This window comes from Rhizobium grahamii CCGE 502 (assembly GCF_000298315.2).
GTDB classification, from domain to species: domain Bacteria; phylum Pseudomonadota; class Alphaproteobacteria; order Rhizobiales; family Rhizobiaceae; genus Rhizobium; species Rhizobium grahamii.
This window is the reverse complement of record NZ_AEYE02000022.1, coordinates 140181-155969: the sequence shown is the minus strand read 5'-3', so window position 1 is coordinate 155969 and position 15789 is coordinate 140181. Positions and strand designations below refer to the sequence as shown.

At 59.1% G+C, this 15789-nt stretch carries 14 protein-coding genes; 7 read left to right on the top strand and 7 right to left on the bottom strand.

What is annotated here, in order from left to right:
- The first annotated feature begins 379 nt into the window (after nucleotides 1–379).
- The gene (bhcR, locus tag RGCCGE502_RS18910) at nucleotides 380–1231 is read left to right on the top strand and encodes an HTH-type transcriptional regulator BhcR (protein ID WP_016555790.1); all 852 of its coding nucleotides are present in this window, start codon (nucleotides 380–382) and stop codon (nucleotides 1229–1231) included.
- Nucleotides 1232–1245: 14 nt separating this feature from the next.
- Here the strand turns inward: bhcR and guaD are convergent, their stop codons facing one another.
- Entirely contained in the window at nucleotides 1246–2589 is a 1344-nt protein-coding gene (gene guaD, locus RGCCGE502_RS18905; RefSeq protein WP_016555789.1) for a guanine deaminase, read from the bottom strand.
- Entirely contained in the window at nucleotides 2586–3827 is a 1242-nt protein-coding gene (locus RGCCGE502_RS18900) for a urate hydroxylase PuuD (RefSeq protein WP_016555788.1), read from the bottom strand. Before RGCCGE502_RS18900 ends, guaD begins: the two co-directional genes overlap by 4 nt.
- 138 nt (nucleotides 3828–3965) lie before the next feature.
- Here RGCCGE502_RS18900 and RGCCGE502_RS18895 point away from each other — a divergent pair, with 138 nt between their 5' ends.
- Nucleotides 3966–4910: a LysR family transcriptional regulator gene (locus tag RGCCGE502_RS18895; protein WP_016555787.1), complete on the top strand. Its 945-nt coding sequence runs from the start codon at nucleotides 3966–3968 to the stop codon at nucleotides 4908–4910.
- Here RGCCGE502_RS18895 and xdhC read toward each other — a convergent pair.
- The 4 genes from xdhC to uraH are packed head-to-tail and all read right to left on the bottom strand — an operon-like array spanning nucleotide 4850 to nucleotide 9946.
- On the bottom strand, nucleotides 4850–5731 hold the full coding sequence (xdhC, locus tag RGCCGE502_RS18890; protein ID WP_019280145.1) for a xanthine dehydrogenase accessory protein XdhC: 882 nt from the start codon (nucleotides 5729–5731) through the stop codon (nucleotides 4850–4852). The genes RGCCGE502_RS18895 and xdhC overlap by 61 nt on opposite strands.
- Nucleotides 5732–5736: 5 nt before the next feature.
- Nucleotides 5737–8088: a xanthine dehydrogenase molybdopterin binding subunit gene (gene xdhB / locus RGCCGE502_RS18885; RefSeq protein WP_016555785.1), complete on the bottom strand. Its 2352-nt coding sequence runs from the start codon at nucleotides 8086–8088 to the stop codon at nucleotides 5737–5739.
- A gap of 4 nt (nucleotides 8089–8092) precedes the next feature.
- On the bottom strand, nucleotides 8093–9577 hold the full coding sequence (xdhA, locus tag RGCCGE502_RS18880; RefSeq protein ID WP_019280144.1) for a xanthine dehydrogenase small subunit: 1485 nt from the start codon (nucleotides 9575–9577) through the stop codon (nucleotides 8093–8095).
- A gap of 3 nt (nucleotides 9578–9580) precedes the next feature.
- A complete protein-coding gene (gene uraH, locus RGCCGE502_RS18875) occupies nucleotides 9581–9946 on the bottom strand; it encodes a hydroxyisourate hydrolase (protein WP_016555783.1) in 366 nt (121 codons plus the stop codon).
- Nucleotides 9947–10184: 238 nt separating this feature from the next.
- Between uraH and RGCCGE502_RS18870 the strand changes: the two genes are divergently transcribed.
- A complete protein-coding gene (locus tag RGCCGE502_RS18870; protein ID WP_016555782.1) occupies nucleotides 10185–10670 on the top strand; it encodes an ureidoglycolate lyase in 486 nt (161 codons plus the stop codon).
- Between the two features lie 85 nt (nucleotides 10671–10755).
- Here RGCCGE502_RS18870 and RGCCGE502_RS18865 read toward each other — a convergent pair whose 3' ends face one another.
- Nucleotides 10756–11568: a LuxR C-terminal-related transcriptional regulator gene (locus tag RGCCGE502_RS18865; RefSeq protein ID WP_016555781.1), complete on the bottom strand. Its 813-nt coding sequence runs from the start codon at nucleotides 11566–11568 to the stop codon at nucleotides 10756–10758.
- Between the two features lie 189 nt (nucleotides 11569–11757).
- Between RGCCGE502_RS18865 and RGCCGE502_RS18860 the strand changes: the two genes are divergently transcribed.
- The 4 genes from RGCCGE502_RS18860 to RGCCGE502_RS18845 all read left to right on the top strand — a co-directional run bounded on the left by RGCCGE502_RS18860 (nucleotide 11758) and on the right by RGCCGE502_RS18845 (nucleotide 15784).
- A complete protein-coding gene (locus tag RGCCGE502_RS18860) occupies nucleotides 11758–12849 on the top strand; it encodes an ABC transporter ATP-binding protein (protein WP_016555780.1) in 1092 nt (363 codons plus the stop codon).
- A gap of 22 nt (nucleotides 12850–12871) precedes the next feature.
- A complete protein-coding gene (locus RGCCGE502_RS18855) occupies nucleotides 12872–14035 on the top strand; it encodes a polyamine ABC transporter substrate-binding protein (RefSeq protein WP_016555779.1) in 1164 nt (387 codons plus the stop codon).
- A 76-nt stretch (nucleotides 14036–14111) separates the two neighbouring features.
- Nucleotides 14112–14978, top strand: coding sequence for an ABC transporter permease (locus tag RGCCGE502_RS18850; protein ID WP_016555778.1), 867 nt, complete (start codon nucleotides 14112–14114; stop codon nucleotides 14976–14978).
- Complete coding sequence (locus RGCCGE502_RS18845) at nucleotides 14978–15784, top strand: ABC transporter permease (protein WP_016555777.1); 807 nt, start codon at nucleotides 14978–14980, stop codon at nucleotides 15782–15784. The genes RGCCGE502_RS18850 and RGCCGE502_RS18845 overlap by 1 nt, the downstream gene beginning before the upstream one ends.
- Nucleotides 15785–15789: the final 5 nt, after the last annotated feature.

Genomic DNA, 15789 nt, shown 5'->3' with positions numbered 1-15789 from the left:
TGATGAACACTACTGCCTTTAGAACTGTTTGCAAGCTCGTCCAGGCGGCGCGGTCGCCAATTTCAGGACATGAGTTATAAGCACCTCCTCTATAACTCAAAATTATGCGAACGGTGAGCTATTGCAAGGGAATCTACCCGTCCATATGAGACCGGCCAAGGCCGATGGCCTCAGGCCCAGGAGGTTCAGCCCTCCCGATAGATGGCTGTTAAAGGTCCGCTCGGACTTGCGCTCGTCCTCGACATTGGCTCTTCATCAACAAAGGGCAGGATTTCGATAGCTGCGGGGCAATTCTCAGTTCGACGTCTTCACTGTATTCCAAAAGATCGAGAATGATTTATTGAACGTCCGACATCGGCGGTTGCAGGAGGATTGCGGCATGGTTGAGGACAGGGAAAAGACGAGAGGAAGGCCCGGCCGGAAGCCTTTGAAGGACGCAACCTCGTCATCGGTCCAGGTACTCGACCGCAGCCTGAGACTTCTGGAACTCGTGGCTGAGGGAGATGGTGCGGTCCTAAGTGAACTCGCCGAGCGGTCCGGGATGGCAACCTCCACTGTGCACAGGCTTCTCAATTCACTCGCAAAACATGGCATGGTCGCCCATGACGGCGAAACCGGCGCCTGGACGGTAGGCGTGAAAGCCTTCGAGATAGGAACGGCCTACATGCGCTTTCGCAAGCTCGGCACGATCAGCCGGCCGTTTCTGAAGCAATTGATGGGCGCGTGCGGTGAGACCGCAAATATCGCCATCGAAGAGGACGGCGACGTCGTTTTCATTTCGCAGGTGGAAAGTCACGCACCAATGCGTGCCTTTTTTCGTCCCGGTCGGCGTGGGCCGATCCACGCATCCGGAATCGGCAAGGCGATCCTTTCGACATGGCCGGACAATCGTATCGAGGCCCTGCTTTCCGGCCGCTCGCTGGAACGCTTCACCGACAAGACCCGCGACAGCTTGTCCTTACTGCTAGCAGATATTTCCGAAATTCGAATGCGTGGTTGGTCGATCGATGACGAGGAGCATACGCTTGGCATGCGCTGTGTGGCGGCGCCGATTTTCGACGAATATGGCGAAGCTGTCGCAGGAATTTCCGTTTCGGGACCGGCCGTCCGTCTGCCGGATAACAAGATCGAGGCCGTAGGTCCGCTCGTTCTAGCAGCCGCTAAGGGCCTGACCAAAGCAATGGGGGGCCGTTCGGGACCCCTATTAATCGATGGAGCCAGCCGAGCCTGACCTAAACCAGACCATCAGGCTGTCTCCAGTGTCCGGGATGCCAACGCGCTTTTCCTTCGGACCTTTGTCTTCATCGGCTTGCCGCTGACATAAACTTCATCGATGCAGCGGTCGTCGCCCATAGTCTGAAGGATGAAGAGCTCCTCGGCCAGCGATGTCGCCGTATGCATGCGATATTCCATCGCTGACTTCGCCCTGGCATCAAGGATGACGATATCGGCATCTGAGCCTGCCTCGAGAGAACCGATTGACCGCTCAAGCCCGAGCGCCAGTGCATTGCCTCGCGTCATGCGATAGAATGAGTTGAGCGGCGTCAGCCGCTGACCCTGGAGGTGCAGCACCTTGTATGCTTCATCCATCGTCTCCAGCATGGAGAAGCTCGTCCCAGCCCCGACATCGGTTGCGACCGACCACCGCGCACCAAGCTTGTCGAAACGAGCAGCGTCAAACAGCCCCGATCCGAGGAAGAGGTTGGATGTAGGGCAGAAGACGGCGACCGCACCTGTTTCGGCAAGTGCGCCGACCTCCCGGTCACTCATATGGATGCAATGGCCAAGAAACGTCCGATCATTCAGCAGGCCGTACCGCGCATAGATATCCGTATAGTCCTTCGCCCGGGGATAAAGGGACGTGGCAAACGCGATTTCATCACGATTCTCGGAGAGATGCGTCTGAACGTAGCAATCGGGATGCTCGGCGACGAGTGCCCTGCTCATTTCCAACTGTTCGGGGCTAGAGGTGATCGCAAAGCGCGGACTGATTGCGTAGCGGGCGCGGCCGCGGCCATGCCATTTCGCGATAAGGCGCTTTGTCTCGTCATAACTACGCTGCGGTGTATCACGTAGCTGCTCCGGCGCGTTCCTGTCCATCATCACCTTGCCGCCAATCACGCACATGCCGCGCGCTTCGGCTGCTGCAAAATACGCGTCGACGCTTTGCGAATGAACGGAGCAGTAGGCGACAGCAGTCGTTGTGCCGTTCGAAAGCAGTTCATCCATGAAGCGGTCAGCGACCTCGGCTGCGTGAGCAGTGCGCGCGAACTTTTGCTCCTCGACGAAGATGTACGTGTTCAGCCATTCGAGCAATTGTGCACCATAGGAGGCGATTGCCTGCGTCTGCGGGAAATGCAGGTGCGTATCAATGAAGCCCGGCAGGACGAGGTTCGGTCGGTGATCCGCAACGGAATGACCGGCCCCTGCCGCCTTGCTAACCTCGCCATAGGAGCCGACGGCGGCTATCTTTCCCTCTCGCACAAGAACCGCGCCATCCTCGACATAGTGGCAGGAAGAGGTATCATCGATGCCATTGGGTTCGGCGACGAAGGTCAGCACGCGGCCGCGGATCAGAACGTCATTCATTGAATTTCCTCCCTGGTGATGGCGCTTTCGTACCAGGAGACAAGCAGGCGACGCTCCTCGGCGGAGATTTGCGTGACGTTGGCCGGCGGCATGGCATGCGAGCGACCGGCCTGCAGGTAGATCTCGCGCGCATGAGCAGCGATGTCCCTGTCCGTATCAAGCACGACGCCCTTTGGCGGCGCGATGATGCCCTCCCATCCAGGTTCCTTTGCGTGGCACATAGAACAGCGTCCCATGACGGTGTCACGAACGCGAGAAAAGGCTTGCGCAGAGATGAAGGGCTGCTGGATCGCGGAGATCCTGGCATCGTCCGACTGACCTGTTAGCACTTTCGGGACCGTTGAGAGCCACATGATGGCAATGAACAGAAGCACAGTGACAAGCCACGTCCATGTTGGATTTCCGGCATTGGCGTGGCGGGTATTGAAGTAGTGACGGATCGTAACGCCCATTAGGAAGACAAGAGAGGCGATGATCCAGTTGAACTGAGTGCCGAATGCCAGCGGATAATGGTTGGACAGCATCAGGAACAAAACCGGCAGGGTCAGGTAATTGTTATGGGTGGAGCGCTGCTTGGCGATCTTCCCGTATTTCGGGTCGGCCTTGCGGCCGGCAAGGAGGTCGGCGACGACAATCTTCTGGTTGGGAATAATGATGAAGAAGACGTTGGCCGACATGATCGTCGCGGTGAAGGCGCCAAGATGCAGGAAGGCAGCGCGGCCCGTAAAGAGATGTGAGTAACCCCAGGCGACGGCGACCAAAATGAAATACAGCGCCACCATCAGCCGTGTGTTGTCGTTGCCGAAGGGCGTCTTGCAAATAACATTGTAGGTGATCCAGCCAAGCACGATCGATCCGAGCGATATCGCAATCGCGACAGGCTTTGATATATCAAGCACATTCGGGTCGATCATGTAGAGGTCGGCCCCGGCATAATAGACGAGACAGAGCATGCCGAAGCCGGAAAGCCAGGTGACATAGCTTTCCCATTTGAACCAGACGAGGTGGTCCGGCATGTTGGCGGGCGCGACGAGATACTTCTGGATCTGGTAAAAACCGCCGCCGTGAACCTGCCATTCTTCCCCAAACGCGCCAGGTGGAAGATCGGCCCGCTTCTTCAGGCCAAGATCCAGCGCGACGAAATAGAAGGACGATCCTATCCAGGCGATCGCCGTGATCACATGCAGCCAGCGGACGGCAAACGTAAGCCAATCCCACGCGATGGCATATTCATACATAGGGGCCTCCCAATTCTTACGGAGGGTTCTGCCATTGCGCGACTTCCCCGAAAATCCCGGGAAATGCTCGAACACTTTCAAAAAAATCTATAAGATCGCGCCGGTGCCCCGCGCGAAACGGTGTGGTAGAAGTTCACTATGTCCTATCTCGATAATGTGCGCGTCTTCGTCCGAGTGATCGAACTCGGTACACTTTCAGCCGCGGGACGCGATCAACGCGTGACCCCCGCGGTCGCCAGCAATCGTATCAAGGAACTAGAGATCCACCTCGGCGTCCGGCTTTTCAACCGTACGACCCGAAAGCTGTCGCCGACCGAGCACGGCCGCGTTTTCTACGAGGGAGCGGTCAAGATTATCGAAGCGGTGAACGAGGCGGAGGCAGCGATCGCGGATCTGTCGCGCAATCCAAAAGGATCGCTGAGAATTACCGCGCCGCTCGGCATCGGGCGCAGACTGATCGCATCTGGCATCCCGGAGTTCCATGACAAGTACCCGGATATTGAAGTGCGGGTCAGGCTGTCGGACCATAATGTCGACATCCTTGCCGAAGGCGTCGATGTTGCCTTCAAGCTGGGCGTTCTCGAGGATTCGAACCTGCATATGCGAGGCATCCTCAACTGTCAGCGCGTGCTGTGTGCCTCCCCCGCCTATATCGCGCGGCGCGGCGTGCCCGAAAATGCAAATGCGCTGATCGCCGACAAGCACGACTGTTTATTGCTGCGCTATCCCGGTTCGAAGGAATATTACTGGATGCTGGTGACTGCTGACGGTCCCCGCAAGTTCGATGTCGCCGGCCCCTATGACAGCGATGACGGTGATGTCCTGACACATTGGGCGCTGGAGGGTCGCGGCATCATCAACAAGCCGCTCTTCGAGGTGAAGGCCGATCTCAACGCTGGCCGATTGGTGGAGATCCTCAAGGATACCCCGCCAGCCTCTGTTCAGCTCGCGGCAATCTACCCGCACAAGCGCTTTCAGGACCCGAAGGTCCGCCTGATGATCGATTTCATGGCTGATCGTTGTCAGCGGTTGATTGGAAAGCTGCTCGAGGAAGAACCGGCTGGCGAGACGGTTGACGGCTGATTACGCCCCGAAGTCCAAGTGAGCGCCGCAGTAATGATCTCTGCGGCGGCGAGGGTCGCGATGACGGCCGGACGTTTGTCCCTCACAGCCGTTCCGCCAATTGGGCAGACAAGGTTGGCGAAGAGTTCAGGGTCGCCGACCTCGCGTAACAGCCAGTTGCGAAATGTTGCCTTCTTCGTCCTGGAACCAATCATTCCGACATAGGCAGCGTCAGGGCGCCGAAGCGCTTCGGCAACAATCAGGAAATCGAGGGCATGGTCATGTGTCAGTATCACGAAACTGCTGCCGGCAGGGGCGTCACGCACCACGGCTTCGGGCATGGCGGTCAGGCAGGTTTCGATGTGCGGGGCGGTTGAAGCACCTAGCTCGTCTTCCCGCGTATCCACAAGCACGACGCGAAGCGGTGCCAGCGAAAGCGCAAGGGCGAGTGCGTCCCCAACGTGTCCGGCACCGAAAACATATACATGCGGACGGGCAGCCATTTCGCGGTCGCTGCGTTGGATGAGTTCCCTGGCAACGTCGGGATCGAGCGCCGTGAAGGCAAGGGTGACGCGACCACCGCAGCATTGGCCGATCTCAGGTCCAAGCGGCACATTCATCGCCTCGGCTGGCGCACCAAGGCGCAATGCCCGGCGTGCCTGATCGATGGCCATGTGTTCGAGCTGACCGCCCCCGATGGTGGCAAAGATCGCCCGTTCCGAAACGAGCATCCAGGCATCGGTGTCGCGCGGCGTGGAGCCTGCGGCTCCTGCCACCTCGATCAGAATGGATGCCGGTTCGCGTCGGATGAAATCGCGGATATTTTCGCGCCCTCCAGGCATCGCTCTTATCCCTTTTCTGCCTTGAGGCGCTCGATCGCCATCAACACCCGCTCAGGTGTCGCAGGCGCGTCGAGCCGCGGGCAAATCCTGTGGTCGGCAACACTTGCGACCGCATCCGAAAGCGCATGCAGCACAGAAAGGCCAAGCGGTAGCGGCGGCTCACCGACCGCCTTCGAACGATGAATGGTCGGTTCGTAGGCCTGTGACCAATCTGTCAGTGCTACGTTGAAGACCTTGGGCCGATCGGATGCAAGTGGAATCTTGTACGTCGACGGCGCATGGGTTCTCAGGCGTCCCTTCCCGTCCCACCAAAGTTCCTCTGTTGTAAGCCAGCCCATGCCCTGAATGAACCCGCCCTCGACCTGCCCGATGTCGATGACGCGGTTCAGCGAACGGCCGGTATCGTGAAGGATGTCGGTGCGCTCGACGATGTACTCGCCGGTGAGCATGTCGACGGAAACTTCCGAGCAGGCAGCACCGTAGGCATAATAATAGAACGCGTGACCACGACCCTTGGAGCGATCCCAATGGATTTTGGGTGTCTTGTAGAACCCGGCCGCAGAGAGCTGGACGCGCGCCATATAGGCCTTTTTGACAAGCTCCGCGAAGGAAATCTCGACACTGCCGATGCGCACGCGATTGGGCAGGAAGAGTATCTCGTCGCGAGATACCTTGTAACTATCCGATGCGAACGCGATCAGCCGCTCCTTGATCTGGCGCGCGGCGTCTTGCGCCGCCATACCGTTGAGATCCGCGCCTGACGAAGCGGCGGTCGGAGACGTGTTCGGCACCTTTGCGGTCGTCGTTGCCGTGATCTTCACCCGGTCGAGGTCGATCTGGAATTCCTCCGCCACGACCTGCGCCACTTTCAAATGGAGGCCTTGCCCCATTTCCGTGCCGCCATGGTTCATGTGCACCGAGCCATCCGTATAGACATGCACCAGCGCACCTGCCTGGTTGGACTCCGTCTTGGTAAAGGAAATCCCGAATTTGACAGGAGTAAGAGCCATGCCGCGTTTGACGAAGCGGCTCTTGTCATTGAACTCCTGGATTGCGTGTCGGCGTCCTGCATAGTCGGCGCTTTCCTCCAGTTCCGCGACGATTCGCTGGATGATGCAATCTTCCACCTTCTGGTGATAGGGGGTGAGGTTGCGTTCGCCATCGACGCCCATCGCGTCATAAAAATTCAGCTTGCGGATCTCAAGCGGGTCCTTACCAACCGCAAACGCAATCTCGTCGATGACCCGCTCTGCGCCTACCATGCCCTGCGGGCCGCCGAAGCCCCGGAAAGCGGTGTTGGAGACAGTGTTGGTATAGAGGGGCGCCGACTTTGCGCGAACGTGCGGCAGGAAGTAGGCGTTGTCGCAGTGGAACAGGGCGCGGTCACCGACGGGCCCGGAAAGATCCGCGGAAAACCCTGCCCGGAGGGCAAAGGTATAATCGATAGCGAGGATGCGTCCCTCGTCATCGAAACCAACATCATAGTCGATGGCAAAGTCATGCCGCTTGCCGGTGGCAACCATGTCTTCGTCCCGATCAAGGCGGATCTTGATGGCGCGCTTCAGCTTCTTGGCAGCAATGGCAGCGATCGCAGCACACTGGTTGGCTTGGGTTTCCTTGCCTCCGAAGCCACCACCCATGCGCCGCACCTCGACAGTCACGGCGTTGCTCGGCACGCCAAGTGCATGGGCAATCATATGCTGCGTCTCGCTCGGTCCTTGCGTAGAGCAATAGACGATGACGTCATCATCTTCACCGGGAACGGCCAGCGATACCTGGCCTTCGAGGTAGAAATGGTCCTGCCCGCCAAGGCGCATGCGACCGTTCAGGCGTCGCGGGGCGTCAGCCAGCGCAACCGCTGCATCACCGCGTTCAAGGGTCAGCGGCGTCACGACCTGGCGGTGGGTCGACACGTCAAGATCCCAGATATCGATCTCGGCAGGCAATTCCTCATACTCGATCTTTGCCAGACGGGCAGCGCGCCGGGCCTGTTCGCGGGTTTCGGCAATCACGCAGAAGATCGGTTGGCCATGAAACTCGACCTTGCCTGATGCCAGCACCGGATCGTCGTTCATGTAGGAGGGCGAGATATCGTTGACCCCGGGCACATCGTCATGGGTCAGGACGGCGACCACGCCTGCGGCAGCGCGCACGGCGGAAAGATCGACCGACTTCAGGATGCCGTGCGCGACGCTCGAAAGGCCAAGCCCGGCATGCAAGGTACCGAAGGGCTCGGCGATGTCATCAATATAGACGGCGGTGCCCGAAACATGCTTGTGGGCGGAATCGTGCCTGGGGCTGGAATGAACCCCGCCTGTGATCGTTTGAAAATTGAGCTCGGTAGTGTGTTTGTTCATCGGCTTAGGCGGCCTCGTATCTGGACACCTTGACCGGTGCCGGGCGCGACGTCGTTTCCATGTAGAAACGGAGCAGGAGATTTTTTGCCACGAGCGCACGGTATTCGGCGGTGGCGCGCATGTCTGACAGTGGCTGGTAGTCGTCTGCGTATTTCTCCATCGCAGCCTCCACGGTCGCCTCGGTCCAGGGTCGGCCGATGAGCGCCGCCTCGACGGCAAAAGCGCGCTTCGGCGTCGCTGCCATGCCGCCATAGGCGATGCAGGCCGATGCGACGGTACCATCTTCCGCAAGCGTCAGGCGGAACGCGCCCAGCGTGGCGGTGATGTCCTCGTCACGGCGTTTGGTTACCTTGTGGATGGCAAATTTTTCAGAGCCTTGCGGTACTGGCACGTGAACTGCCTCGATGAACTCACCGGGCTGACGATCCTGCTTCCCGTAGGCGACAAAGAAGTCCTGAAGTGCGAGGGTCCGTCGCTTTGCGCCCCTGCGCAAGGTAAGCGTGGCACCGAGTGCAATGAGCGGTGGCGGCATGTCGCCGATCGGCGATCCGTTGGCAATATTGCCCCCGATCGTGCCCATATTGCGTACCTGTTGCCCGCCGATCCTGGCAATGAGCTCAGCAAGCGAGGGAATATGCTGCGACAGCACCGAGACCGCGTCGCTATAGGTTACACCGGCACCGATTGTGACCAGACCGTCCGTCATGGTCATGGACTTCATCTCATCGAGCCCGGTGATAAAGACGACCGGGGTGATGTCGCGCATCTGCTTCGTCACCCACAAGCCGACATCCGTGGATCCGGCGACGACAGTGGCGTTGGGTGACGCCTCAAGGATGGACGCGAAGTCGTCTAGGTCCGCCGGGACTACCAGAAGATCCTTACCCTCGCCAATCTCGACGCGAGCACCGTCACGCAACCCGTTCAGCCGCTTGATCATCGTTTCACGTTCGCGAAGGAGCGGATCACCATCCGTCCCGCCATAAGTGGAAATCGCCCTCGCCGCGCGCAGGATCGGTTCGTAGCCTGTGCAGCGACAGAGGTTCCCCTGCAATGCCGTCTCGATCTGTTGATCGGTCGGGGATGGCGTTTGCATCCAGAGCCCATAGAGCGACATGATGAAACCGGGCGTGCAGAAGCCGCACTGTGATCCGTGGAAGTCGACCATTGCCTGCTGCACAGGGTGCAGGTGGCCCTCGCTGGCGGACAGGTGTTCGACGGTCACAACGTGGCAGCCATCCAGCGACCCGAGAAACCGGATGCACGCATTGACGCTCTCATAGACAAGGCTACCCCGGGGTGTCAGGCGACCGACCAGCACAGTGCAGGCCCCACAGTCGCCCTCAGCACAGCCTTCCTTGGTGCCTTTGAGCTGCCGAGACAGCCGCAGCCAGTCAAGGAGCGTCTGGTCCGGCGCGATGCCGGTCAGTGCGATGTCCTGTCCGTTGAGAATGAAGCGCAGTTCGCGGCGGATCGTTGCTCCCATCATTGTTTAGCTCCCGCGATAGGTGGAATAGCTGTAGGGCGAGACAAGCAATGGCACGTGGTAGTGCTCGTCCTGGTCGGTCACGCCGAAGCGGATCGGGATGAGGTCGAGAAAGCCGGATTCGCCGGCGATGCTGCGGAAATAGTCCCCTGCATGAAAACGCATCTCATAGGTGCCGTTTTTCAGTGTTTCGCCCGTAAGGAGCGGCTCCTGACAACGGCCGTCGTCATTCGTCTCGGTGGTTTTGAGGTGATGCAGCGCATCGCCCTCGATCCTGTAGAGGTCGATCCGCAGCCGATTAGCGGGCTTGCCGTTAGCGGTGTCCAGCACGTGGGTCGTGAGCCTCCCGGCGCCTTGAGAATTTGACTGCATGTTATCTCCCCGAACAGAACACTCCTCTTCCACTATCCGTCAGGTCGATTTCCCTGAAAAGCAGGGAGATTCTTGAAGACTTTCAAATTTTCCAAGGGGAATGGCATGCATGATTTGAGTTTACAAACCAGCATTCATCAGACCTCGGGACGGATGATACACGCCGGGAACAACCGCGTCGTACGGGGCCCAGGCCGCGGCCCGAACCGGCAGCAGGATGAACGAGAGGAGAACAGCAATGAAAGAGATCGAGGTTAGGCCGTTGAGCCGCGCGGCATTTGCCCCGTTCGGCGAGGTCATCGAAATGGAGGGCGCCGACAACTTTCCGATCAATGCGGGACGATGCATCCGCTTTCACGATCTTGCCACGATCGAGACTGCGGGCGAGCATGCGCGTCCGATGATCAGTCTTTTCCGAGCCGAACCCTGCCGATTGCCCCTGACGCTTGACATGGTGGAGCGCCATCCATTGGGAAGCCAGGCTTTCATCCCGCTGAGCGACAGGCCGTTTCTGGTGATCGTCGCCGGGGAAACGGAAAATGGCCCCGCTGAACCGCTAGCGTTTCAAACGAGGCCTGGACAGGGGATCAATATCGCCCGCAACGTCTGGCACGGCGTCCTCACACCCCTTGATGCTCGCTCGGATTTCGCGGTGGTGGACCGGGGCGGCGACGGCGTCAATCTAGAAGTGCATGTTTACGACAAACCCTTCCTGGTACGTTGATCATGGCCTCGATGTTAGATCGCTTCCGCTGACACTGGTGCCGTCTCCCCAACGACGATGAGCTGACCAATCGTTGGTGCAGCTCTTATCCAAAGCTGCTGAGATACAAGGAAAGCAGTTGAGTTTGTGAGGAAATTCCAAGCTTGCGATAAACATTGCGTCGGTGAACTTTCACCGTGCCAGTCGAGATATTTAGCTTCAGGCCGATCGACTCCGAGGAATGGCCCTGCAAGACGAGTTCAACGATGGATGCCTCGCGACTCGTCAGGTTCAGGTCTCGCCATACGGCGTCGGCTGGCGGAATATTGTCGCTTTGGCCCCGCTTGCGCTGGCGTTTGCCGCGCATTGCCAATTGAGCGTCGAAGCGTGGTGCCAGCCCTGCCCAATAGTGCCTCACCATGCTCCCTACGAGTGGCCCGGCTTTTTTCAGCGTCTCGAATTCTCCTGGCGGAAAGACACCGGTCTCTTCGCGACGCATCAGCGACAAGACGATCGTGATGTCGTCGCCGGAGTTGACAAAAAAGCCAATTTCCTCGGCAAGTCCGGTCTGAACGTAGTAGGTGCGGTAGTATTCGCTCGAGTAAAAGCGGTCGGGCGCGAGCTCGCGCATCCGTAGCACCCCTTCGCGGCGCTCGCGCGCGGTGTGGTAAAAGGGATCGAGCAGGTAGGGACCCGCTTGATAGAGCGTTACGAAGACGACATGCTCCTGTGAGTCGAACGTACTGTAGAGATCGATGGGTCGCTCCTTACCGCGATAAGCGAAGACAACCACATAGTCGAAGCGTACGAGGGCGCCCATCATCTGGCGGAGTGTCTCGCCGAACTCGACATCCGCCATCGCCGGCTTTCCAATCGCTCTGCTGAATGCGCCGAACAGCGCTTCCAGGTCGGTGCTCATCGACGGGTTCCCTTTGCCGCCCACGCGGAATTGCGCGCTGCTATATACACCTTCCACGAAGCAATTCGCTCTTAAATACCCCTTTCGGGGTATATACCTTGCGAGAGGCTCGGGCTTACTCTTTCCTGAACGACGGTGGCATTAAGGCGGCGCAGACTGCCAAATTCAAACCAACCGCAGGGAACTGACGTGGCATCCGCTTCGACGAACGATATCGAATTCCGTTCGGTCACAAAGAACTATGGCGCCGTGACCGCCGTGACGGACATCACCCTCAACGTACCGAAGGGAGCGTTTCTCGCGCTGCTCGGCCCTTCCGGCTGCGGTAAAACCACATGCTTGCGCATGATCGGCGGATTTGAGCAGCCGAGCGAGGGCACGGTGCATATCGACGGACGCGAGATGAATGGCATCCCTGCCTATCGCCGTCCAGTCAATATGGTGTTCCAGCACTACGCGCTGTTTCCGCATTTCAATGTCGAACAAAACGTCGCTTACGGCCTGAAGCAGATGCGCCCGAGAATGGCCGCCGCCGAAATCAGCCGCCGCGTCGCCGAGGCGTTGGAAATGGTGCGGCTGGGCGGCTTTGCCAAGCGGCGCATCCATGAGATGTCGGGCGGCCAACAGCAGCGCGTGGCGCTTGCCCGCGCCATCGTCAACCGCCCATCCGTACTGTTGCTCGACGAGCCGCTTGCAGCGCTCGACAAGAAGCTACGCTCTGCCATGCAAATCGAGTTGCAGACGCTGCAGCGCGAGCTTGGCATCACGTTCGTTCTCGTCACGCATGACCAGGAGGAGGCGCTATCGATGGCCGACATCGTGTGCGTGATGAGCGCGGGGCAGATTCGTCAACTCGGCACGCCGCAGGAAGTCTACGACCGCCCAGCCGATCTTTTCGTTGCCGATTTCGTCGGCAAGACAAACCGTATTTCCGCAACGATGGAAGCCGACGGCACCACGCTCCGCCTGGCGAATGGCACGGCAATCATGCCCGGTATACGCCTTCTTCCTGGGAAGGCGATTGCAGCACTTCGCCCGGAGGCTATCCATCTGACGCGCGGAAAAGCGGTCGCTGGGACTTCGTTCAAGGGCATGGTGACGCACCGCATCTTTCTCGGCTCATCAGTCGAATATGCGGTGAGCGTGCCGGGGCTCGGTGACTTCCTGATCACTGCCGACCGGCGCAGCATGAATGAGAGCGATCTCGTGAAGCCGGGCGAAGAGGTTTTCCTCAGCTTCGACCCCACTGCCGTACATGTTTTTCCGGCATCGAATGCATAAACCAAAACACGGGAGCAGCAGCATGAGCAAGGATTACAAAGACAATCTTCCCATTTCCGCCGAGGGCTTCATGGACGAGTTCCTGCGCCTGAAGCGTGGCTCGGTCAGCCGCCGCCATTTCCTCGGCGTCACCGGCCTCGGTCTTGCGACCGCCGTTCTGTCGCGGTTCCCCGGCGCACTTTCGACGCCCGCCTATGCCGCAGGAGACCTTGGCACGCAGATGTCGATCGCGACTTGGCCCAACTATCACGATCCCGCGACCTTCGAGAACTTCAAGGCAGCAACAGGTGTTGCGGTCGCGGTGAACGTCTTTGGCTCGAACGAAGAAATGCTCGCGAAGCTGCAGGCCGGCGCTTCCGGCTGGTCGCTGTTCGTGCCGACCAACTACACGATCTCGACCTACCATAAGCTCGGCCTGATCGACGAACTCGATCTTTCGAAGATTCCGAATTTCAGCCAGAAAGACGAGAGCCCTCGCTTTACCAAAGAAGGCCAAATCGACGGCAAGACCTACGCCGTGCCGAAAAACTGGGGCACAACCGGCTTCTCCGTCAACACGTCGAAGATCAAGACGAAGCTCTCGAGCTGGAAAGAGTTCTTCGAGATCGCCCAGACAGAAGCCGATGGCCGCGCGATGGTGCATGATTATCAGTTGACGACGATTGGCAGCGCGCTGGTTTCGCTCGGTTACGACTTCAATTCGATCAAGCCGGAAGAGCTTGCCAAGGCCGAGGAACTGCTGATCAAGGTCAAGCCACATCTGTTCGCAATCAACTCGGACTATCAGCCCTCGATGCGGTCGACCGATGCATGGCTGACGATGTGCTGGACGAACGACGGCGCACAGCTTAACCGTGACATGCCTGAACTGGCCTATGTCCTAGGCGCTGACGGAGGCGAGATCTGGACGGATTACTACGCGATCCCAAAGGATGCGCCCAACAAAGCCGCTGGCTACGCTCTGCTCAACTACCTGATGGACCCGCAGATCGCGGTGAAGGAGCACATCGCAAACGGCGCGCCGGCGACCGATAGTCGGGTCATCACGCTGCTGCCGAAGGACGTCACGTCAAACAAGATCGTCTATCCGGACGAAGCCGCGCTGACGCCGCTGGAATTTGGTGCCGCCGTCACGCTGACCGATCCGAGCCGAGCCGAGCTCATGGCGCGCTTTAAGTCAGCTTGATCCGACCAGGCAGTTCCGGTCTCTGCCCCGATCAGGGGCCGGATTGCCTCCCCCAATCTGCGGACAAGAAGACGCAATGCCTCTAACAGTTGCCACCAAACGACGCCTTGTAACTGCTGCCCTCGTCGGGCCAGCGAGCATCTGGCTATTCTTCTTCCTGGTGCTGCCTTTTATCGCCATCATCGTCTTTTCGTTCGGCGAGCGCGCGCCCGAAGGCGGATATCAGGCGGCGTTCACCTTCGCACAGTTTGCCAATCTCGGTTCGCGGGCGGCGGCTTTCGTCAATACGCTGATCCTGGCGCCCATTGGGGCCGCGGCCTGCCTCTTCGTCGCCTATCCAGTTGCCTACTATCTCGCAGTCAAGACGAGCCCACAGCGGCGGCTGCTCCTGGTGTCGCTGGTCGTGGTGCCGTTCTGGACCAGCCTTCTCGTCCGCACCTACGCCTGGATGTATCTGCTTGGTGCACGCGGAATTCCGCATCTTCTCGAACTTTTCGGTATCGAGAACATCCGGCTCATCAACACGCCGGGTGCGGTTCTGCTCGGCATTATTTACGGCTACCTGCCTTTGATGATCATGCCGATCTATGTCAGCCTCGAAAAGCTTGATCACCGTCTCCTGGAGGCCTCCGCCGACCTGGGAGCAAAACCCCTTTCGACGTTCCTTGGCATAACGCTGCCGCTTTCCCTGCCGGGTGTCATGACGGGCGTGGCGCTGGTGACAATCCTCCTGCTCGGCGAATATCTGATTCCGCAGTTGCTCGGCGGCGGCAAGGTATTCTTCATTGGCAATGCATTGGTCGATCTTTTCCTGCAGTCGCGCAACTGGCCGTTCGGGTCGGCGATTGCCGTTACTCTGGTCGCGGTCGTCGTCGTTGTGCTTCTCGTTGCCATGCGCATCGCCTGGCGTGTTGCGGGAACCCGCCAAGTGGATCTCGTTTGATGCGCGTCCTCGTCAGCTCCGTCTATCTGTTTCTCTACACGCCGATCGCCCTGGTCGTCTTGTTCTCCTTCAATTCTGGGCGCAACGCGAGCGAGTTCGTCGGCTTCTCGACGCAGTGGTATGGCCGAGCCCTTTCCAACGTCTTCCTGATGGAAGCGCTGCGGAATAGTCTGATCGTGGCGTTGACGAGTGCCGTACTTGCAGCGATCTTCGGGACGATGGCGGCGATCGGCATGGAGCGGCTAGGCACGGGCATGCGCGCTGTTTTCGACGGCCTCTTTGCCGCGGCGATCGTCGTGCCCGGCGTCGTCATCGGCATCGCGACGCTGGTGGCGCTGGTCGAGGTCTTCGGCTTCATCAATCCGCTAATAGCAGTCGTTTGGCCGGGTGATCAGCCGCCGAAGCTTTCGCTCGGATATGGCTCGATCATTGCCGCGCACGGCCTGTTCACCATGGCGCTGGTGACAATGATCGTGAAGGCACGGATCGCCAGTTTGGGGCGCGATATCGTCGAAGCTTCGAGTGATCTCTACGCGACGCCCCTGACCACATTCCGGCAGATCGTGCTGCCGCAGATTATGCCGTCGATCCTGGCAGGCTTTCTGCTTGCCTTCACCTTCTCGTTCGATGATTTCATCATCGCCTTCTTCGTCGCTGGGTCGAACACGACGCTGCCGATCTATGTCTTCGCCTCGATCCGCCGCGGCGTGACGCCTGAGATCAATGCGATCGCAACAATGGTGCTCGTTGCCTCGCTGGCCCTCATTCTCATCGCGCGGTTCCTCATGCGCAAGAAGACAACGTAGAACTG